At 28.2% G+C, this 21,018-nt stretch carries 23 protein-coding genes and 1 tRNA gene; 15 read left to right on the top strand and 9 right to left on the bottom strand.

Going from position 1 to position 21,018, the window contains the following annotated elements; genetic code table 11:
• Positions 1–96 precede the first annotated feature (96 nt).
• The 10 genes from rpmH to ACTT83_RS05910 are packed head-to-tail and all read left to right on the top strand — an operon-like array spanning position 97 to position 7,519.
• Entirely contained in the window at positions 97–258 is a 162-nt protein-coding gene (gene rpmH / locus ACTT83_RS05955) for a 50S ribosomal protein L34 (RefSeq protein WP_440916953.1), read from the top strand.
• A gap of 10 nt (positions 259–268) precedes the next feature.
• Positions 269–610, top strand: a complete 342-nt coding sequence (gene rnpA / locus ACTT83_RS05950) for a ribonuclease P protein component (RefSeq protein WP_440919179.1) — start codon at positions 269–271, stop codon at positions 608–610.
• Positions 610–849: a membrane protein insertion efficiency factor YidD gene (gene yidD, locus ACTT83_RS05945; protein WP_440919178.1), complete on the top strand. Its 240-nt coding sequence runs from the start codon at positions 610–612 to the stop codon at positions 847–849. Before rnpA ends, yidD begins: the two co-directional genes overlap by 1 nt.
• On the top strand, positions 849–2,528 hold the full coding sequence (yidC, locus tag ACTT83_RS05940) for a membrane protein insertase YidC (protein ID WP_440919177.1): 1,680 nt from the start codon (positions 849–851) through the stop codon (positions 2,526–2,528). Before yidD ends, yidC begins: the two co-directional genes overlap by 1 nt.
• A 21-nt stretch (positions 2,529–2,549) precedes the next feature.
• The gene (gene argB / locus ACTT83_RS05935; protein WP_440919176.1) at positions 2,550–3,398 is read left to right on the top strand and encodes an acetylglutamate kinase; all 849 of its coding nucleotides are present in this window, start codon (positions 2,550–2,552) and stop codon (positions 3,396–3,398) included.
• Complete coding sequence (locus ACTT83_RS05930) at positions 3,395–4,084, top strand: pyrimidine 5'-nucleotidase (RefSeq protein ID WP_440919175.1); 690 nt, start codon at positions 3,395–3,397, stop codon at positions 4,082–4,084. The genes argB and ACTT83_RS05930 overlap by 4 nt, the downstream gene beginning before the upstream one ends.
• A gap of 2 nt (positions 4,085–4,086) precedes the next feature.
• The gene (gene dapD / locus ACTT83_RS05925; RefSeq protein ID WP_440919174.1) at positions 4,087–4,914 is read left to right on the top strand and encodes a 2,3,4,5-tetrahydropyridine-2,6-dicarboxylate N-succinyltransferase; all 828 of its coding nucleotides are present in this window, start codon (positions 4,087–4,089) and stop codon (positions 4,912–4,914) included.
• Between the two features lie 2 nt (positions 4,915–4,916).
• Positions 4,917–6,074: a succinyl-diaminopimelate desuccinylase gene (gene dapE, locus ACTT83_RS05920; protein ID WP_440919173.1), complete on the top strand. Its 1,158-nt coding sequence runs from the start codon at positions 4,917–4,919 to the stop codon at positions 6,072–6,074.
• A complete protein-coding gene (locus ACTT83_RS05915; RefSeq protein WP_440919172.1) occupies positions 6,071–6,994 on the top strand; it encodes a histone deacetylase family protein in 924 nt (307 codons plus the stop codon). The genes dapE and ACTT83_RS05915 overlap by 4 nt, the downstream gene beginning before the upstream one ends.
• Before the next feature lie 30 nt (positions 6,995–7,024).
• Positions 7,025–7,519, top strand: coding sequence for an SET domain-containing protein (locus ACTT83_RS05910; RefSeq protein ID WP_440919171.1), 495 nt, complete (start codon positions 7,025–7,027; stop codon positions 7,517–7,519).
• Here the strand turns inward: ACTT83_RS05910 and truA are convergent.
• Genes truA through ACTT83_RS05890 form a run of 4 tightly spaced genes read right to left on the bottom strand, consistent with a single transcriptional unit; the run spans position 7,499 to position 11,485 of the window.
• Positions 7,499–8,239, bottom strand: coding sequence for a tRNA pseudouridine(38-40) synthase TruA (truA, locus tag ACTT83_RS05905; protein WP_440919170.1), 741 nt, complete (start codon positions 8,237–8,239; stop codon positions 7,499–7,501). The genes ACTT83_RS05910 and truA overlap by 21 nt on opposite strands.
• Complete coding sequence (fmt, locus tag ACTT83_RS05900; RefSeq protein WP_440919169.1) at positions 8,232–9,164, bottom strand: methionyl-tRNA formyltransferase; 933 nt, start codon at positions 9,162–9,164, stop codon at positions 8,232–8,234. The genes truA and fmt overlap by 8 nt, the downstream gene beginning before the upstream one ends.
• Positions 9,165–9,166: 2 nt before the next feature.
• Positions 9,167–9,688 (bottom strand): peptide deformylase, encoded by a 522-nt coding sequence (def, locus tag ACTT83_RS05895; protein WP_440918016.1) that lies wholly within the window; start codon positions 9,686–9,688, stop codon positions 9,167–9,169.
• Positions 9,689–9,709: 21 nt separating this feature from the next.
• Positions 9,710–11,485, bottom strand: a complete 1,776-nt coding sequence (locus ACTT83_RS05890; RefSeq protein ID WP_440919168.1) for a hypothetical protein — start codon at positions 11,483–11,485, stop codon at positions 9,710–9,712.
• A gap of 211 nt (positions 11,486–11,696) precedes the next feature.
• On the opposite strand from ACTT83_RS05890, the gene ACTT83_RS05885 reads away from it, so the two are divergent.
• Positions 11,697–12,200 carry a shikimate kinase gene (locus tag ACTT83_RS05885; protein ID WP_440919167.1) on the top strand — a complete coding sequence of 168 codons (504 nt, stop codon included), beginning with the start codon at positions 11,697–11,699 and terminating at the stop codon, positions 12,198–12,200.
• Complete coding sequence (gene aroB, locus ACTT83_RS05880; protein WP_440919166.1) at positions 12,197–13,303, top strand: 3-dehydroquinate synthase; 1,107 nt, start codon at positions 12,197–12,199, stop codon at positions 13,301–13,303. Before ACTT83_RS05885 ends, aroB begins: the two co-directional genes overlap by 4 nt.
• Here aroB and ACTT83_RS05875 read toward each other — a convergent pair.
• Positions 13,292–13,552 (bottom strand): BolA/IbaG family iron-sulfur metabolism protein, encoded by a 261-nt coding sequence (locus ACTT83_RS05875; protein ID WP_440919165.1) that lies wholly within the window; start codon positions 13,550–13,552, stop codon positions 13,292–13,294. The genes aroB and ACTT83_RS05875 overlap by 12 nt on opposite strands.
• Positions 13,553–13,570: 18 nt before the next feature.
• On the opposite strand from ACTT83_RS05875, the gene ACTT83_RS05870 reads away from it, so the two are divergent.
• The 3 genes from ACTT83_RS05870 to ACTT83_RS05860 are packed head-to-tail and all read left to right on the top strand — an operon-like array spanning position 13,571 to position 16,862.
• The gene (locus ACTT83_RS05870) at positions 13,571–14,104 is read left to right on the top strand and encodes a J domain-containing protein (protein WP_440919164.1); all 534 of its coding nucleotides are present in this window, start codon (positions 13,571–13,573) and stop codon (positions 14,102–14,104) included.
• Positions 14,088–15,062 (top strand): cobaltochelatase subunit CobS, encoded by a 975-nt coding sequence (cobS, locus tag ACTT83_RS05865; RefSeq protein WP_440919163.1) that lies wholly within the window; start codon positions 14,088–14,090, stop codon positions 15,060–15,062. Before ACTT83_RS05870 ends, cobS begins: the two co-directional genes overlap by 17 nt.
• Positions 15,063–16,862: a cobaltochelatase CobT-related protein gene (locus tag ACTT83_RS05860; protein ID WP_440919162.1), complete on the top strand. Its 1,800-nt coding sequence runs from the start codon at positions 15,063–15,065 to the stop codon at positions 16,860–16,862. It abuts the gene before it with no gap.
• Here ACTT83_RS05860 and ACTT83_RS05855 read toward each other — a convergent pair.
• From ACTT83_RS05855 to ACTT83_RS05840, 4 genes are all read right to left on the bottom strand, one after another.
• Positions 16,859–18,127, bottom strand: a complete 1,269-nt coding sequence (locus tag ACTT83_RS05855; RefSeq protein WP_440919161.1) for an ActS/PrrB/RegB family redox-sensitive histidine kinase — start codon at positions 18,125–18,127, stop codon at positions 16,859–16,861. The two genes, ACTT83_RS05860 and ACTT83_RS05855, sit on opposite strands and share 4 nt — an antisense overlap.
• A 2-nt stretch (positions 18,128–18,129) precedes the next feature.
• Complete coding sequence (locus ACTT83_RS05850) at positions 18,130–20,190, bottom strand: DNA gyrase subunit B (RefSeq protein ID WP_440919160.1); 2,061 nt, start codon at positions 20,188–20,190, stop codon at positions 18,130–18,132.
• Positions 20,191–20,304: 114 nt separating this feature from the next.
• A tRNA-Ser gene (locus ACTT83_RS05845) sits at positions 20,305–20,394 on the bottom strand.
• A 9-nt stretch (positions 20,395–20,403) separates the two neighbouring features.
• Positions 20,404–21,018: class I SAM-dependent methyltransferase (locus ACTT83_RS05840; RefSeq protein WP_440919159.1), on the bottom strand; the 615-nt coding region annotated here is incomplete at its 5' end.

Below are 21,018 nucleotides of genomic sequence, written 5' to 3'. Positions count from 1 at the left end.
TCCATCATGGTTCATAGTATTTATAAATCTTCTATTTGCTATTTATATATTTAATTATTATAAAGGGCGAAATTTTATATAAATTAAACCACTTTTATGAAAAGAACATATCAACCATCTAGAAAAAAAAGAAGCCGAACCCATGGTTTTAGATCAAAAATGAAAACCAAGGGAGGTAGAAAACTTTTAAAAAGAAGAAGAGCTAGAGGAAGAAAAAATTTAACAGTTTCCTCAACTGTTAAAAGAAGAAGAAAATAAAGCCAACTCAATGAAAAGCAAAATTGTTGCTCTTTCAAAGAATGAAGACTTTAAAACTTTGCTCAAAAAGAAAAAAATATCAAACAGATATGTAACAATTTTTTTTGGTAATATTAATAAAAAAAATAATCAGAAGCTTAATATTTCTTTTGTAACTAAGAAGAAGATAGGAAATGCTGTAAAGAGAAACAAGATAAAAAGGAGGCTAAGGAATATTATGAATGATGCTGTTAAAGAAATATCTCTAAAATATCACTATTCATACCTTGTTATTGCTAAGTCAACTATGCTAAATAATGAATTTAAGATTATAAAAGAAACCTTATTTCAGGATTTTAAAAAAATTAAATAATGAACATTTTTACAATTATATTTATAAAATTAATTCAGGCTTACAAATACCTAATAAGTCCATTACTAGGTAACTCTTGTAGGTACTTTCCATCTTGTTCCGATTATAGCATTGAGGCATTAAAAACTTATGGTTTTTTTAGGGGTGGATATTTAAGTTTAAAAAGGATTCTTTCATGCCACCCTTTTAAAGAAGGTGGAATTGATCCTGTAAAAAAAGAAATAAAAGTTAAAAAATAATGGACTCCAAAAATACAATAGCAGCTATAGCTTTATCATCTGCTGTAATTGTTTTATGGGCATTATTCTTTGTTCCAGAAAAATCAACAGTGAATCAAAATATTGTTGAAAAAGAAAAAATTGAACAAAGCGGTGATGCACCAAGTTTAGAACAAAAGGAAACACAAATTACAATTTCACGAGATGATGCATTAAAACAAAGTGAAAGAATTCAATTTGAAAATGAAAATATTATAGGTTCAATTTCATTAAAAGGTGCATCAATAGATGATTTAACTTTCAAGAATTATAAAGTAACTCTTGATAATGAAAAAAGAGTAACTTTATTAGGACCTCGAAATATTAAAGAAGGATATCTAATAGATAGTGGTTTTGTTACTTCTGATAAAAATGTTGATGTTCCTAACTCAGATACAATTTGGTCAATAGAAGGTAACAACAAACTTACAGACGGGTCTCCAATAAAACTATCGTGGTCCAACGAACAGGGCCTAAAATTCGAAAAAATAATATCGTTAGATGATAAATATCTTTTTACAGTTAAGCAAAAAATAATTAATGAGAGTAATAATCAATATGATTTTTACTCATATGGACAAATAATAAGAAATGAAATTCCAGAAATAATTGACTTTTTAATTCTTCATGAAGGACTCATTGCAACTTTAGATGATGAATTAATAGAGGAGGATTATGATGATATTCAAGAAAAGAAGTTTACTAAAGTAGCTAATAAAGGGTGGTTAGGGATAAGTGATAAATATTGGATTACTTCCTTAATTCCACCAAAAGATAAAGAGTTTAAAACAACATTCGACTATAAAAATAAATTTAGAGCAAATTTTATTTCTACAGATCCTTTGGCATTAAATGAAAAAAGTTCAATTGAGGAAGAATTACAAATTATTGTTGCTGCAAAAAGAGTGGATGTGATAGACGGATATGCTGAAAAACTCAACATAGATAAATTTGATTTAGTTATTGATTGGGGATTTTTATACTTCATAACCAAACCTCTATTTTATGGAATTGATTATTTCTTTAAACTACTTGGAAACTATGGTTTGGCAATTATAGCTATCACTATTTGTATTCGTTTAGTTTTTTTCCCATTAGCTAATTTCTCATTTAAAAGCATGGCAAAAATGAAAGTTCTTCAACCAGAAATGGTTCGTTTAAAAGAGCTGCACAAAAATGATAAAATGAAACTTCAACAAGAAATGATGGCTCTTTACAAAAAGGAAAAAGTAAACCCTATGTCAGGTTGTTTGCCAATTCTTGTTCAAATACCTGTATTTTTTGCATTATATAAAGTTTTGTTTGTCACTATTGAAATGAGACAAATGCCATTTTATGGATGGATTTATGATTTAAGTGAGAGAGATCCTACAAGTATATTTAATATTTTTGGTTTATTACCCTACGACGTTCCAAGTTTCTTGGTTATTGGAGCTTGGCCAGTAGCAATGGGAGTTTCGATGTGGGTGCAACAAAAATTAAATCCCGCACCTACTGATCCAATGCAGGCTAAAATTTTTGCTTTCTTCCCGCTTTTCTTAACTGTAATACTCGCACCATTTCCAAGTGGGTTAGTTATTTACTGGACCGTCAATAATATTTTAACAATGGCTCAGCAAGTATTTATTATGAGAAGAACAACAGTCAAAACGACAACCTAAATTTTAATTTAAAATAAATTAATGGACTTAAAAAAAATTCTTCCTGAAAACGGACCCCCAATAAACGAGGTTAATAAATACATAGAAAAATATAAAAATGACTTAATTGTCATTAAATATGGAGGAAATGTTTTAATTGATAGAAATATCTTTGATAATTTTATTACTGATTTAAGTATCTTAAATAAATTAGGTCTTTCAGTTATTGTAGTTCATGGTGGAGGTCCAAGGATCAAGAGAGAATTAGATAAATCTAATATTCAATCAAAATTTATAAGAGGGTTAAGAGTCACTGATGAAAAAATTATAAACATTGTTGAGTCAGTCTTAATAGATTTTAACAATGATATTGTAAGCTCTTTGAACAAACAAAATACAAAAGCGGTCTCCATCCATACTAAAAAAGATAATATTATTGAGGTCGTACCAGAGGCAAAAGAACTAGGTTTTGTTGGTCTTCCAAATAAGATTAATAACGATATTTTATTGGATATAATTCGACAAAATAAAATACCGATTATTTCACCACTAGGCTTAGATAAGAACAATCAAACACATAATATTAATGGTGATACTGCGGCAATGGCTGTAGCCAAATCTGTCAAATCAAGGAGATTACTATTGATGACAAATGTTGATGGTGTTTTAAATAAAGAAAAAAAACTTATAGATGAAATATCCTCATCCGAAATATTACAGATGGTAAAAGATGAGACAATCACTGAAGGAATGATACCCAAAATAAATGCTTGTCTAGATGCTGTTAATAATGGAGTTACAGCAGCAGGTATAATTAATGGTACAAAACAGCATTCTTGTTTATGGGAAATTTTCTCAGACAAAGGATCAGGTACATTAATAAGAAAATGAACTTAAAAGAAAAAAAATATTTGCTACTTGATCTTGATGGTGTTTGTTATGGAAAGCATAATAACTATTCTTTAGAGCGTGTATTTGGTCAAGTTTCAAAGAGGATGACTCAATTTATATCTGAAAAACTTAAAATTGATAAAGATAAAGCTAAAGAATTACAAACAAATTATTTCTATAAATATAATACATCATTAAGAGGATTAATGGTCCATAATGGAATATCACCAGATGAATTTTTATCTTACGTCCATGAAATTGATTTATCATTTATGAAAGAAGATAAGATTATGAGAAATGAGCTTAAACAATTAGATATGGAAAAATTTATCTTCACCAATGGTAGTGCTGAACATGCTGCTAATATTTTAACTCACTTGGGTGTGTATGATTTGTTTGGAAGAGATAAGGTTTTTGATATTAAAGACGCTGGCTATGTACCTAAACCAGAAGCAGAAACCTTCGACTTAATGGTAAAAAAATTTGGTATAAATCCAAAAGAGACTATTTACATTGAAGATATAGCTAAAAATTTAAGTATAGGTCACGAACGAGGTTGTACAACCGTTTGGTTAATTAATGATGAGCATTTTGGAAAAATAGATGCAGACAAAGATTTTATTTCACACAAAATTGAAAATCTGTCTTTATTTCTAAAAGAAATAAGGCTATTAAAAAGTAATTAATTATGTCTTTAGAAAAAATAATCAATGATGCTTGGGAAAATAAAGATCAGGTAAACCAAAATTCTGATCAAAATTTAAAAGATGCTATTAACCAAGTTATTGCTGATTTAGATAGTGGTAAATCAAGAGTTGCTGAGAAAATAAATGGAGAATGGGTAACTCATCAGCACCTTAAGAAAGCTATAATGTTAAGTTTTAGAATTTACCCAATGGAAAATTTAAATGGTCCTTATAGTAGTTGGTATGATAAATCACATTTATTAAAAGGTAAAACTGCAGGATGGACCAAAGCTGATCATGAAAAAGCAGGTTTTAGAATGGTTCCAAACTCACCAGTAAGAAAAGGTTCATTTGTCGGAAAAAACGCTGTTCTTATGCCATGTTATGTAAACATTGGAGCATATATTGACGAAGGAACGATGATAGATACTTTTGCAAGAGCTGGTAGTTGTTGTCAGATAGGTAAGAATTGCCATGTTTCTGCAGGTTCGGGTGTTGGTGGGGTTCTAGAGCCCGCGCAAGCTTTACCAACAATCATAGAGGATAATGTATTTCTTGGAGCGATGTCAGAGGTAGTTGAAGGCGTAATTGTTGGAGAAGGTTCAGTTTTAAGTATGGGTATGTATATTGGTCAATCAACTAAAATAGTTGAAAGGAAAACTGGGAAAATTACTTATGGTAAAATACCACCTTATTCAGTTGTAGTTCCAGGCTCGTTGCCTGATAAAAATAATTCTTCTGCACCCTCCTTGTATTGCGCAGTAATAATTAAACAAGTTGATGAAAAAACAAGATCTAAAACTTCTATTAACGACCTCTTAAGAGACTAAAAATGAAAACTTTAAATGAGTTAAAATTAGCTAAAGAGCTAATCAGATTTCCTTCTATCACCCCAGTTGATGCTGGGGTAATTAAATTTTTAGAAAAAAAATTAAAAAAATTAGGTTTCAAAACAAAAATATTGGAATTTAAAGAAAGAGGATTTCAACCTGTGAAAAACTTGTATGCAAGATTAGGATCTAAGAAACCGAATTTTATGTTTGCAGGACACGTTGATATTGTCCCTCCAGGAAACATTAAGGATTGGACAGTAAATCCATTTAAACCATCTATCAAAAAAGGCCATTTAATTGGGAGAGGTGCAAATGATATGAAAAGCTCTGTTGCAGCTTTTGTGTCTGCTGTAAGCACTTTTTTATCAAAAAATAGAAAATTCAACGGATCAATAAGTTTACTTATTACAGGAGATGAAGAAGGTGATGCAGTAAATGGCACCAAAAAAGTTGTAGATTATTTAAAAAAAAGGAAAGAGAAAATTAACTTTTGTCTTGTTGGTGAACCAACAAATCCAAATAAATTAGGTGAAATGATAAAGATTGGACGTAGGGGTAGTTTAACTGGTAAATTAAATATTTTTGGTCAGCAAGGCCATGTTGCATATCCTCATAGAGCTAATAATCCGTCAACTATAATTGTAAAAATTTTAAAAGAATTAAAAGATATTAAATTTGATAGAGGATCAAAAAACTTCCAACCAACAAACTTAGAGGTTACAAAAATAAATATAAATAATAACGCTGATAATGTTATCCCGGCTATGGCTGAGGCAACATTTAATATAAGGTTTAATAATAAACATTCGTCAAATTCTATTAAAAATAGACTTAATAAAATTTTTAAAAAAATAACCAAGAAAAATAAATCAAAATTTAAAATTGATTATAGAGTTTCAGGTGAGGCATTTCTAACAAAGCCAAATGAAACAACGCACATGATACAAAATATCATAAAAAAAGTGACCAAAATTAAACCAAAGCTATCTACTACAGGTGGAACCTCTGATCTGAGATTCATAAGAAAAATATCACCTGGATTAGAGTTTGGGCTTGTTGGAAAAACAATGCATAAAGTTGATGAAGCCGTATCCTTAAAAGATTTGAAAAATCTTAAGAAAATTTATGAAAACATTTTAATAAATTATTTTAAATGAAAACAGCGATCATAAATTCTGACTCCTATGAGAAACATAACACTGGCGATGGTCATCCCGAGCAGCCTAAAAGAGTAATTGCTATAAAAGAAAAGTTAAAAAAAAGAAAAGACCTAATCTGGGATAAGCCAGATAATGTTCCTGATGATATATTGTCTATGACACATTCAAAAGACTATATAAATAATTTAAAAGACTCTTTTCCTCAAAAAGGCCTTAAGTTTTTAGATGGCGATACAGTTGTATCACCTGAAAGTAAAAAGGCAGTTTTTGATGCTGCTGGTTCAACAATAAGAGCGATAGATGGAATTGAGAACAATCAATATAAAAATGCATTCTGTTTGGCTAGACCACCTGGGCACCATGCTGAAAAAAATAAAGCTATGGGATTTTGTTGTATATCAAACGCGGGAGTAGCAACAAACTATTTAGTGTCAAAATATAAATACAAAAAAATTGCCTGTGTAGATTTTGACGTGCACTGGGGTAATGGAAATTATGATGTTATGCGTAATAATAAAAATTCATTATATATTTCTACGCACCAATATCCTTTTTATCCTGGGGGTGGAACAGATAAAGATAAAGGAGACTTTAATAATTCATTAAATATCCCTTTGCCCGCTGGGACGAACTCCGAAGAGTACTTTAATGCATTTGATAGGGTGTTAGAAAGATTAGTTCAATATAAACCAGATTTTCTCATATTTTCAGCAGGTTTTGATGCACATAAAGATGATCCATTAGCTCAATTTCAACTTAGTTCAAAAGATTTTTATGAAATTACTAAAAGAACATTAGCGGCTACTAATAAGTTTACCGCAGGTAAAGTTGTTTCTATACTTGAAGGTGGATATGATTTAAATGCTTTGGCAGAAAGCGCTAACGAACATGTCAATGCATTGGTAGAATTCAATTGATAAATATCTAGCCCATCATAAATCAACTTCATGAAACTATACAAAATAAGAAAATCAAAAATTGATAATAAAGGTCGTGGACTTTATGCTACTAAAAATATCAAAGAAGGTACAAAAATTATTAATTACTTAGGAAAAATAATTACAAATAAAGAAGTTGAAGAGTCAAATAAATATGACAATAAAAAACCTATTTATCTATTTACTTTAAATAAAAAATATACCTTGGATGGTGATTTCTCATTTAATATTGCTGGATTGGTAAATCATAGTTGTGATGCGAACGCACGTTATGATGGTAAGGGTTTAAAAATTTGGATAACAGCTGATAGAGATATTAAAAAGGGCGAAGAGATAACTTGTGATTATGGTTTTAGTTTTGATAAGGAAGATTACAAGCAATTTCCTTGTAAATGTAAATCAAAAAATTGTTGTGGTTTTATAATTCGTGAGGAAAGTAGATGGCGAATAAACCGTAAATTTGCGATGAGTAATAAAAAAAAATTAATAAATAACTCTCGTTAAATAGAGACCTTGAGGTGGTGCAGGTGGAGCACATAATTCTCTTTTTTTAGACTGCATTACATCTACAAATCTTTTTAATGTCCATTTTTCTTCCCCAACATATTTTAAACAACCAACCATAGACCGAACTTGTTGTTGTAAGAAAGATTGAGATCTGAATTCTATTTCAATCTTATTTTTTGTAGATCTAATTTTTACAGATTTCATAGTCTTTATTGGACTTTTAGCCCTACAACTCGATTTTCTAAAAGTACTGAAATCTTTAGTACCAATCAATTTTCTTGCAGCACCTTTCATCAATTTTAAATCAAGATCTTTTATAATATGCCAGCCTCTATTTTTATCTAAAACTGGTCCACTAATCCGATTAATAATCACATAATTATAAACTCTCATTTTAGCTGAAAATCTAGCATGAAAATTATTGCCTCTTTTTGTAATTTTAAGTATTGCTATTCCATCTTTATTTAAAAAATGATTGATTGATTTTAAAAACCTATCAATTTTGATAATCTTATTTTTACAATCAAAATGTGCTGACTGTTCTTTGGCATGTACACCAACATCTAATCTTCCAGCTCCATATATTATGATTTTTTCTTTTAAAAGTTTTGAAATTTTCTCTTGTAATAACCCCTGGACAGTTTTTCCTTTTTTTTGAATTTGCCACCCCCTAAAATTAGTGCCCTCATATTCAATTAATATTTGATACCTAAACATTTGATAACTTTGAGCCCTTTTTAATTTGAGAGCCCAACATGAATTCGCTAATTTTTTGTGGTCTTTTTCCTTGTCTTTGAATTTCGAGAATCTTAATAGATTGATTTTTATTACATGCTACTTCCAGCTGATTTGAAATTATTTCTCCAACTTGACCTATGCCATTACCAATTTCGGCTTTCAAAATTTTATATCTTTCGCCATTAAAAATAAAAGAAGCACCTGGGGAGGGAAATAATCCATTTATTTTTCCAATTATTTTAGAGGCATCCTCGTCCCAATCAATCCGTGATTCCTCCTTATCAATTTTTTTTGCATAAGTAGCTTTTGAATGATCCTGATCAATAAACTTTGCCTTATCTTCAAGTATATCATCCACATTATCTAAAATTTTTTCAGCAGCTAAAGCGGATAGTTTTTCTGAAATTTCTTGAGCATTTTGGTTTTGATCTATTTTGATTTTATAAATATTACTAACTGGTCCGCTATCCAATTCTTTTTTAATCTTCATAATACTTATGCCCGTTTCAGGATCTAAATTCATAATTGATCTCTGGATTGGCGCTGGGCCTCGCCAACTAGGAAGAATTGAGGCGTGAATATTTACAAAACCTTTTTTAGTTAAGTTTAAAAAATTTTCAGGAATTATTTGTCCATATGCACACACTATTGCAAGATCTGCATTTAATTCTTTTAAAAATTCATACTCCTCATGATTATCTTTAAGCGTCTTGGGTGTTCTATAATCTATATTTAAAGTTTCAGAGATACCCTGAATTGGACTTTTGTTAATTTTTTGTCCTCTATGAGATTTTTGCGGTGGTTGAGTAAAAACCACAGAAATATTATAACCATTTTGATATAGAGATTTTAAGATAGGAACACAAAATATTGGTGTACCCATAAAGATAATCTTATTTGCCATCTTTAAACTACTATTCTGTCTGGATTTTTTTTAATTTTTGAAATTTTTTTTATAATAAAATCTTTCTTTAATTTTGATAAATGGTCAATAATTAATTTTCCATCTAAATGATTTATTTCATGTTGGATACAAGTAGATAAAAGCCCATCACATTTAAGATTTTTCTTCTCTCCCTTTTCGTCAATATATTCCACCTCACAAATTTTTGGTCTCTCAATTTCAATAAAAGTTTCAGGTATTGATAGACAACCCTCCTCGTACACCGATGTCTCTTCGCTTAAGTTTTTTATTACAGGATTGATTAATGCTATTGGTTGATTTTCTTCATCCTTATTTGAAACGTCAACAACTAAAACTCTTTTTAGTATACCTACTTGAACTGCAGCAAGACCAATTCCCTTGGAGTGGTACATTGTTTCAAATAAGTCTTCAATTAATTTTTTTTCATTAATTCCAACTTTTTCAATTGGATCAGATATTTTTTTTAATATTTCATCTGGAACAGTAACAATTTCTTTAAGCATAATAAATAATTAAACTAATTTTTAAACTTTTAAAGGAAGAACTTTAAGCAATATCTTATTTCTCATCCAATCAATATTAAGCTTGTTGAGAGCTGTTATTATAAAATAAATTGTATCTTCATCTATTCTGTCAATTTCATCTTGTCCAATCACTTCAGCAATTCTCAAAAGTGCTAAACCAGTTTCACTATTATTAATCATAATTTGTATGTCTGTAGGAATTTCATTTTCATCAATTTGATACAAATCATCGTATTTTTCTGAAATTTCAATTCCATCATATCTTAACGACTCTAAAAATATAATATCTTTTTTAGATAGAAAATATTTTTTGTTTTTTTTTATCTTTTTTAAAAAATTATTTGTGTCTTTAGAAATTTTGGAACTAGCATAATCACCATTAAAGTAATTAATTAATTTTGATTGATGCATTATATCATTGTTAAACTTAATTTTTTTATCTTCATCCTTTTCAATTTGAATATTTGTATAATAAAAACTTGTTAAATTATCTGGTATATCTACTGGATTAATTTTCTCGAGAAAAATTTTCAATTCTAAATCAAACGCTTTGTCTAAATCATCATCTTTAAAGGAATTTTTTAATACTCTTAATAACTTTAATTTTTCTACCATTTCAGACTCAAGTAGAATTTTCTGATAAATAAGAGCCCTGCCTTCGATTTTAGAGAGTTTTTTATATTCATTTTGAGCATTAAGAAGTTGATTAAAATTAAATTGGAATCTTTTATATAAATTAAATAATTCTTTTTCTGGATAGTTTTTATTATGAACAGCTTTTTCTATAGTTCCTATTTTCTCAATTTCTGAAACATCGATTTGTTTAAATGAACCTAGTAAATTTGCAGATGAAAGATATTTCCAAATTATTTTTTTAGTTTTATCGTTAGGTTCAAAATTAAAATTAGGATTTGTTTGATGGGCCAAATAAAAATCAAATATTGATTTTTCAGATACTGAATCATCTATTTTTTTTGTGTATTTTAGTAAATAATTTATTTTTTTTTCGAAATATGCATCTTTAAAACCTATTTCTTTTTTTAAATCTAAAATTAATTGAGCTTCCTCTCTTTTATTATTTTTAATCAAACAATAGATGTTAAATTTTGATAAATACTCATCTGTAATTAATTCATTATTTTTTGAAAATACACTGCAAGCTTTATCAATTTTTGAATTAGAGAGATATTCATCCACAAGGTATTTTGTGAGTTCTGGGTGTAAATTAATTATTTGATTTTGAATTAAATATTCTTCGATTAAATCTAGGTTTGAGTTTTTAATTAACCAATCTGACTTTAATTTTAGAAATTCGTTATCTGATATATTTTTTTTGGGATTATGAGCATTAATTAAGAGTGAAGTATTAACGATTTCAACTGCATCATTAGAAAGATCCATCTTATTTAGTTTTGTAAGCAAATTTTCTAATTGGTCTCCATCTGAATTAGCCCACATATCTACATTCAGATCATAGTCTTCAGGGTCATATAATCCAATTATTTTAATTTCTTTTGTATCAAACTTTTCATCAAGATTAATAATTGATTTTTGATTTTGATTTTGCATTCCAAATACACTTGGCTCGTTACTCTCTTGTAATATATTTTCCCCATCTGAAATTTCTGAGTTGTTTGTTATTTTTTTTTCTTCAATTTCTTTTTTATCTATATTCCAAATATCAACTGGTTTTTCTTCTGCACTAGCAATAGAAGTGAAAAATAAAAAAAATAAAATTAAAAAATTTTTTTTATTTAACGATTTTAAAATTTTCATTAGGAATAGTTTTATCTATATCTTTTTTAGGAGCTGGAAAGTCAATCTTGTTCAGTAAAAAAATAATTAAAAAAAAGACAAGCAAAAATAAAACTAATTTTGTTACAATACTCACAATACTTCGGCTTGAACTTGTTTTTTTTATAAATTGCATATACTTTTAACTAATTTCAAATTAAGACATATTTGTGGTTTTTCAATAAAGAAAATTATGAAATCTGATAGAAATATTGTTTTTTTAGGTATGATGGGATCTGGTAAAACATCTATCGGATTTTTAGTTTCAAAAAAACTAAAATTAGATTTTTATGATGTTGACCATTACATAGAAAATAAGCTTAAAATGAAAATTTCAAGTATATTCAAAAACAAAGGTGAAAAATTTTTCAGAGAATACGAGGAAAAAATTACTTTGGAACTCATGAAAATTAAAGGAATAGTAGTGTCTCTGGGTGGAGGTGCTTTTTTAAATAGAAATATAAGAAACGAGGTTTTAAAAAATCACACATCTTTTTGGCTGAAAACTAAGGATGATATTTTAATCCAAAGAATAAGAAAAAGTGCTAAAAGACCATTAGCTTATAATGTTTCTAATAGTGATCTACAAAATATGATAAAAAATCGTAATAAATATTATGCAAAAGCGCAAAATAAAATTGATTGTCACAATAAAACTAAAAAAGAAATTGTAGAAAGAATTTTAGATATTATATGAAACCAATTAAATTGATAATTAAGACTAATTCTGAAAAATATCCAATATTTATTGGAAAAAATCTTATTCCAAAAATATCAAGTTTGATGGTCAATAATTCCATTAAATCAAAAAAATGTTTATTGGTAGTTGACAGAAAAGTTCCTAAAAAATTTATTTTTGAAATTAAAAAAAAACTACGAAATAAAAAAATATTTTTATTTAATTTTAATGCCAACGAAAAAAATAAAAACCAAACTACTATAAATTCAATCTTAGAAATTTTACTTAATAAAAATTTTTCTAGAGAGGATAGTTTATTAGCAATAGGGGGAGGTATAACTGGAGACGTTGGTGGTTTTGCTGCAAGTTTATTTAAAAGAGGATTACATTTTATAAATATTCCCACAACTCTTTTGGCTCAAGTAGACTCATCGATTGGTGGCAAAACAGGAGTAAATTCTAAGTATGGAAAAAATCTCATTGGTAGCTTCTATCAACCAAAATTAGTCATAAGTGATATAGATACTTTAAAAACACTTAATAGAAGAGAAATTGTTTGTGGGTATGGTGAAATTTTAAAACACTCTATAATCTCTAGAAAAAAATTCTTTAAATATTTAGATCATAATTTTGATGACATTATTAAACTAAAATCTCCTAGTATAGAAAAGGCGATATTTGAGAGTTGTAAAATAAAAAAAGATGTAGTTGAAAAAGATGAAAAAGAGAGCAACTTAAGAAAAAAATTAAATTTTGGTCACACTTTTGGTCATTCATTTGAAGCTTCATTAGGATATTCTAAAAGATTAAATCATGGTGAAGCTGTTATTTTAGGAATGATGATGGCTCTAAAATTTAGCAATAAAAACAAATTCCTAAATATTAATGATTATAAATTGATTTCTAAACATTACAAAAATTCAAAATTACCCTCGGATATTAGAAAATATTTTAAAAGTAAAGATCTTGATAAAATTATTAAATTTATGAAAACTGATAAAAAAAACAATTCTGATAAAATAAAGTTAGTATTATTAAAAAAAATGGGCCAAACAATTTTAAATCAAGAATACTCAGTAAAAAATTTAAATGAATTTTTAAAAAATGAATTAATTGATTAAAATTTGAATAGAATGAATATATTTTTTTAATTCTTCATTTAAAATTTTGTAAATCTTTTTATCACTATCGATTCTTTTCATTTGCTTTAGTTCCTTTGATACTAAAGAAATTTTAAGATGAAATTTACCTGCCTGGTTTCCAGCATGATTTTTATGGAGAAAAGATTTATCTTCAATTGAAATACTCTCCAAAGCAATTTGATTTTGTAATTTTTTTTTTACGATTGCAATTAAATCATTTATATTCATAAGTATAATTATATTATCATGAAAAATATTTGCGACTGGAATAATTGTAAAGAAATTGGTGAATATAAAGCGCCTGTTGAAAAGGATAATAGTAAAAAATATAGAATGTTATGTTTAGAACATGTTAAAGAATTTAATAAAAATTGGAATTATTTTTCCGGTATGAATGATGATCAAGTAATTAATTTTTTAAAATCAGATATGATTTGGCATAAACCTACTCAAAGTTTTAGTTCATCTGATAATTTTTTTAAAGTTTTATGGAATAACACTTTAAAAGATGAAATGGATAATGATAAATTTAAAAGTGAATTCAATCATATGCGTCAATTTAAATTTGATCATAAAGATATTAAAGCCTTTAGTATATTAGGTGTTTCCGTAGGTTTAAAATGGCAAAAAGTTCAAGAAAAATTCAAAACACTTGTCAAAAAATTTCACCCTGATATGAATGCCGGAAATAAAAAATATGAAGAAAAACTAAAGTTAATAACTTTAGCTTACACACAACTAAAAAATACATATAGGAAAAAAATTGACAACCAATCTTAACATTCAGCCAGATATTAAAATTTCATTAAAACAATCATTTGGGATTGATTCTGAGATGGAAGTAGACGCATTCTCTGAAAAAAGTGAATATGTTCCAGAAATAGATAAAAATTATAAATTTGACAGAGATACTACACTTGCAATTGTCTCTGGATTTGCACACAACAAAAGAGTTCTAGTGCAAGGTTATCATGGTACAGGAAAATCTACACACATAGAACAAATTGCTGCTAGATTAAATTGGCCCTGTATTAGAGTAAACTTAGATAGTCATATCAGCAGAATAGATCTTATTGGAAAAGATGCTATCGTTCTTAAAGAAGGAAAACAAGTTACACAATTTAATGAGGGTATTTTACCATGGTCAATTCAAAATCCAGTAGCTTTAGTTTTTGATGAGTATGATGCTGGAAGACCTGATGTAATGTTTGTCATTCAAAGAGTTCTTGAAGCTGAAGGTAACTTTACCCTATTAGACAAAAATAAGGTCATAAAGCAAAATAAATTTTTTAGATTATTTGCTACATCAAATACAGTCGGTTTAGGAGATACCACTGGACTTTATCATGGAACACAACAAATCAATCAAGGTCAAATGGATAGATGGAATATTGTAACAACACTTAATTACCTTAGTCTAGATAAAGAAATGGACATTATATTAGCAAAAAATAAATCTTTAAATAATCCCAAAGGAAAAGAAAAAGTTTCAAATATGATAAAGGTTGCATCCTTAACTCGAAAAGGATTTATAGCTGGCGACATAAGTACTGTAATGAGTCCAAGAACCGTATTGCATTGGGCTGAAAATGCAGAAATTTTTAAAGATGTAGGTTACGCATTTAGAGTCACTTTTCTAAATAAATGTGATGAAATTGAAAAAAATACAATTGCTGAATACTATCAAAGATGTTTCGGAGAAGAACTACCTGAGTCACTCGCAAATATTCAAATTTAAATGAAAAATAACAAAGCTGAAAACTTAAGAGAAAAACTTAAGCAAGCTTTAACTTCAACAGCTAGAGTGATTTCTGATGATATTCATCTAAAAACTATCGATGAAAAAAACAAAAAAGATTTGAATTTTGTTGATATTGAAAATCTTAACTCAAAAGGAGATTTCATTAAAGCTAGAGCAGAGTCCGACTCGTCTGCTTTAAAGAAAAAATTTTCAAATAATGAGATTTATAAAAAAAACTTACCTTTAAATTCCTCATATAAGAATCTTTATTCTATTGCAGAAAAAGTAAGATATGAATGCCTAGGCTCAAAAATGTTAAAAGGTATAGCAAAAAATCTTAAAGAAAATTATGATCAAATAATCCAATTAAAAAGAAAAGACCAATTAAATTCAAAAGAAGATGTTCCTGTGGTTGAAGCTTTTGAATTGTATATGTTAAAAAAATTTTTAAACGTTAAATTAAATACATTAACAGGTAATATGTTAAATTTTTGGGAAAAAGACTTCGATAAAGTAATGAACAAGCACATTGAATTTTTAAAAGAAAACTTAGAATATCAAAATGAATATTCATCAAAGTTTTCAGAAATATTACAAGAAATGGATATTTTTAAAAATGAGGACAATGAAGAAACCAGGGAAGAAAACCAAGATGATGGTCAAAATAATCCCTCTAATGATGACCAAGACAACAATTCAGACGACTCTAGGGATGACAATGACAATGAAGAGACTGAAGCGAGTTTAGACTCTGAATATGACATAGATGAATACAAACTTGATGAGCAATTAATTGATAGTGAATCTGATCAAAAAAATAACGAACAAGTTATTCAAAAAAAATCAATTAATGATTTAAATACAGACTATAAGATCTTTACAACTCAGTTTGATGAAATAACAAAAGCAGAAAATTTAGAAAACTCTGATGAAGCTTCAAAATTAAGAAAAACTTTAGATCAACAATTAATAGGTTTTCAAGATGTCATCACCAAACTTGCGAACAAACTTCAAAGACAATTGTTGGCAAAACAAAATAGGGCTTGGGAGTTTGATTTAGAGGAAGGGTTATTGGATAGTTCAAAATTACCAAGAATAATAATGGATCCTTATAATTCATTATCTTTTAAAAAAGAAAAAGATTTAGATTTTAAAGACACTGTCGTTACCCTTTTAATAGATAATTCAGGATCTATGAGAGGACGTCCAATTACAATTGCTGCGATTTGCGCTGATATTTTATCAAGAACACTGGAGAGATGTTCTGTTAAAGTTGAAATATTAGGTTTCACAACTAAAAATTGGAAAGGTGGAAAAAGTAGAGAATTTTGGAATAAAGAGGGTAAACCGAAAACACCTGGAAGGTTAAATGACTTAAGACACATAATTTATAAGGGGGCTGACACACATTGGCGACAATGTAAAAATAATCTTGGTTTAATGTTAAAAGAGGGATTATTGAAAGAGAATATTGATGGAGAGGCGATCTCATGGGCATTTAATAGATTGAAAAAAAGAAAAGAAGAGAGAAAAATATTAATGGTTATTTCTGATGGTGCGCCAGTCGATGACTCAACTTTATCAGTGAATTCAGGTGATTTTCTCGAGAAACATCTTAAAAAAATTGTAAAATTTATAGAAGAAAAAACTGAGACAGAAATTTTAGCGATAGGAATAGGTCATGATGTATCAAGATACTACAATCGCGCAATAAAAATTACTGATGTCAATGAATTAGGAGATGTCATGATTTCTCAATTAAGTGAACTTTTTAAGAATAAAAAAAATTTGCATTAAAGGTTAAACAAATCTTTGTTTTTCCATTTTATAGTCACCTCAGCACCACTTCTAGTTTGAGAATTCCAACAATTAACAGTAGCAAAATTTTTTTCCAGTAAAGTCTTTCCTATGAATAATCCTAAACCTAATCCACTGTTTTTATCAGTTGATTTGAGATAAGGTTCTCCAATTTTTGATAAAATATCATTTGGATATCCGTCGCCATCATCTTCAATGGTTATTTCAGTAAAATTATTATCACTTTTCAAAGTTATAAAAATCTTGTTTTTACAAAACTTATTTGCATTACCTATAAAATTTCTTAAGCCATAAACAATTTCAATCGATTTATAAATTTTTTTTGAATTAAGATCTTGTTCTAAATTAAGACTAAATTCTTTTTTACTTGTTTCCTTAAATGATGAAATAATTTGTCTTAAATATTCTCTCATTGATAGGTCCTCATCAATAAATTCATCCTCCTGATCAGGATTTAAGGATAATCTTTTTAATATTTCATTACACCTTTCAACCTGACTTGCTAAGAGTTCAATATCTTGGGAAACATCTTTTTGATCTTTTAATTGTTTTGATAATTCCTGGGTAATTACCTTTATTGTTGATAAGGGCGTCCCTAATGAATGTGCGGCAGCAGCTGCTTGTCCACCCAAAGATAACATTTCATGTTCTTTAGCCATTATTTCTTCCATTTTATTCAAAGCATCTTTTCTCAACTTACTCTCTGCACCAAATATAATTGCAAAATAATTCAAAAAAAGAAGAGCTATTATTAAGGCTAAAGGTATCGCATAGATATAATAGTTACTAACATGAAAATGATCATTCAAAGGTCCAGGTAGATCTTTTGAAATAAAAGTTAACCCCAAAATTGATAAAGTAGTTAATAATACTAGTAATGAATTAGTTCTAAAGCTTAAATTTGAGGAAGCAAAAACACTAGGTATTATTAAAAAAATGATAAATGGATTTTTTACACCTCCTGTGAGATAAATTAGTCCACTTAATTGAATTATATCAATAAGTAAATGAATAAATGCTGATCTATCTGTTAACTGAGTTTTTTTGTAAATAAAAATTAAATATAAATTACTAATTACTCCAATTGAAATAAATAAATTTGCAAAAATAAAGTTGAAGTCAAAATTAAAATAGAAATATACAAGATATACTGATATTAATTGCCCTATAATACCAATCCACCTTAAATTTATATAAATTGATTTTTTTAAAGAATATTGTTTAGAAGTTTCAAAAAACTTCATTTTTAAACATCTAAATTTTGAACATTTATTGCGTTAGATACTATAAAATCTTTCCTTAAAGAAACATCATTTCCCATTAGTGTATGAATCAATACCTGATCTTTCTTTAAATCTTTTGAGTATTGCACTTGCAATAAGTTTCTTGTATCTGGATTTAAAGTAGTACTCCATAATTCCTCTGGATTCATTTCACCTAAACCTTTAAACCTTTGAATGTTTAATTTTGACTTTTCAGTTTCCATAAATCTATCAAAATCTTTTGATCCCTTTTTAATCTTTTTAAACTCCTTATTGTTATTAATAATATATTGTTCAAGCTCTTTTTCATCTTTGATATAAATTCCTTTTGACCCTTTGTTGATCTTAAATAATGGCGGCTGTGCCAAATAAACATGCCCATTTTCGATAAGTTTATTAAATGGTTTGTTGTTAAAAAAGGTTAATAATAAAGCTCTAATGTGTGATCCATCAACATCTGCGTCCGTCATAATTATTATTTTACCATACCTAAGATCTTTTAAATCTATCTCTTGAGATTTTGGATCTAATCCTAAAGCATTTATCAATGTCAAAATTTCATTTGATGAAATCATCTTTGATAAAGCTTTTGTCCTATGATCTGAACCATTACTACTATTACCATTTTTCTTGCCATCGTTGGAATCTACGTATGTGTTGAGAATTTTCCCTCTCAAGGGCAATACAGCTTGATTGGCTCTATTTCTGCCTTGTTTTGCTGATCCACCAGCGGAATCTCCCTCTACAATAAATAATTCTGTTCCCTCTTGCTTACCAATTTGGCAATCAGCTAACTTTCCAGGAAGCCCACTTAACTCAAGAGCACCTTTCCTTCTTACACTTTCTCTTGCTTTTCTAGCAACATCTCTAGCTAACGCAGCTTGAATAATCTTTGCTAAAATAATTTTAGCAACAGATGGATTTTGATCAAACCATATAGAAAGTTTTTCATTAACGATATTTTCAACTATCATTCGCACCTCTGAAGATACAAGCTTGTCTTTAGTTTGAGATGAAAATTTAGGATCAGGAATTTTTGCGGATAATACACATGTTAACCCTTCTTTAATATCATCACCTGATATAGTAAATTTATTTTTTTTCAGGAGGTTATGCTCGTTCGCATATTTATTAACAACTCTTGTCAAGGCACTTCTAAAACCAAGCAAGTGTGTTCCACCATCTTTTTGATGAATATTATTGGTATATGGAAATACATCTTCGCTATAGGAGGCATTCCATTTGAGAGAACACTCTATTTCTATATTTTGTTTTTTACCCTCTATATAGATAGGCTTTTTAAATAAATCATTACCATTTTTATTCTGTAATTTTTCTCTTTTTTCGTCTAAAAAATTAACAAACTCTATTACACCTCCATCAAATTTAAAGATTGTTTTCTTTTCTTTTTTATTTGTAAGGTCTGAGAATGTAATTTTTATTCCTTTGTTTAAAAAAGCTAATTCCCTCATTCTTTTTATAAGTGTATTTGAATTAAATTTGATAGATGAAAAAATTTCCTTTGAAGGTAAAAATGTTATCTGAGTACCAGTCTCTTTAGATTTCCCAATTTTTTTCAGTGGCGATTTAGCATCTCCCTCTTTAAACTCAATGAAATATTTTTGGCCATCTCTATGAATTTCTAATTGTAATTTTGCTGAAAGAGCATTAACGACAGATACGCCAACACCATGCAGACCTCCTGATACTTTGTATGAGTCATGATCAAATTTACCTCCAGCATGAAGTTGAGTCATAATTACCTCTGCTGCAGATTTCTTTTCCCCTTTATGGATATCTATTGGAATACCTCTACCATCATCTTTAACAGTAATTGTGCCATCAGCATTCATCATAACATCAATATTTTTACAATAACCTGCTAATGCTTCGTCTATTGAGTTATCTACAACTTCATAAACCATGTGATGTAAACCTGTGCCATCGTCCGTATCACCAATATACATCCCAGGTCTTTTTCTTACTGCTTCTAGACCTTTAAGAACTTTAATTGAGTCTGCCTGATATTTATTTAAAGTCGTCATTTTTTATTTTACGGAAAATTTAATCATATCATTTTTTGCTTTAAATTGCTCTTTTTATAATTTTACCAATTTGAAAAAAATGTCAAATTGACCGCATAAAACAAAGATTATTTGTGGCGGAGAGAATGGGATTCGAACCCATGAAAGAGTTACCCCTTTACACGCTTTCCAAGCGTGCGCCTTCAACCACTCGGCCACCTCTCCACTTATATTTTATTTTTTTCTAACAACTAAATTATTTTGAAAATACTCAATTTTCAAATAATCAGAATATAGAGACAAAAATTTATCAATACCTACGTATGATTGTAATATTCTATTATCATCGTGTTGTAAAAAATCATCAAAAAACATCAGTCCATTAACTTTTAAAATTTTAAATGCTTCAATTGCATCAGACAGAATATCTTCTCCATTGTGAGATCCATCAATATAAATAAAGTCAAAATGAACATTTTCTTTTAACAATTTTCTCATTGAAATAACTGAATCATTTTTCATTTTCTTAAAATCAAATCCTGAGAGATTCTGATCAAAAGCTTTTTCTATTAACCCAAAATTATGTGAAAGTGTTTTGCTATTCGGATTAGGCATATCCCATATATCCAAAAAAAATGCGTTTACAGATTTGTATTCAGATAAAACGTAAAAAGAAGATAACCCCTCATAACAACCTACCTCCAAATAATCAAATTTTAAACTCTTATCTTTCGGCAAAAAAAAAGTAAAAATTTCAAAATTGTTTAAAAACCATTTTTGAGAGAAGTTTTTGTGTTCTAATTTTTGTTCAAATATTTTTTTTTGAGAAGCATAGTCTTTTTTACATCT

Source organism: Candidatus Pelagibacter sp. (genome assembly GCF_052049775.1).
In the GTDB taxonomy this organism is placed as follows: domain Bacteria; phylum Pseudomonadota; class Alphaproteobacteria; order Pelagibacterales; family Pelagibacteraceae; genus Pelagibacter.
This window is presented reverse-complemented; position numbering and strand designations above follow the sequence as displayed.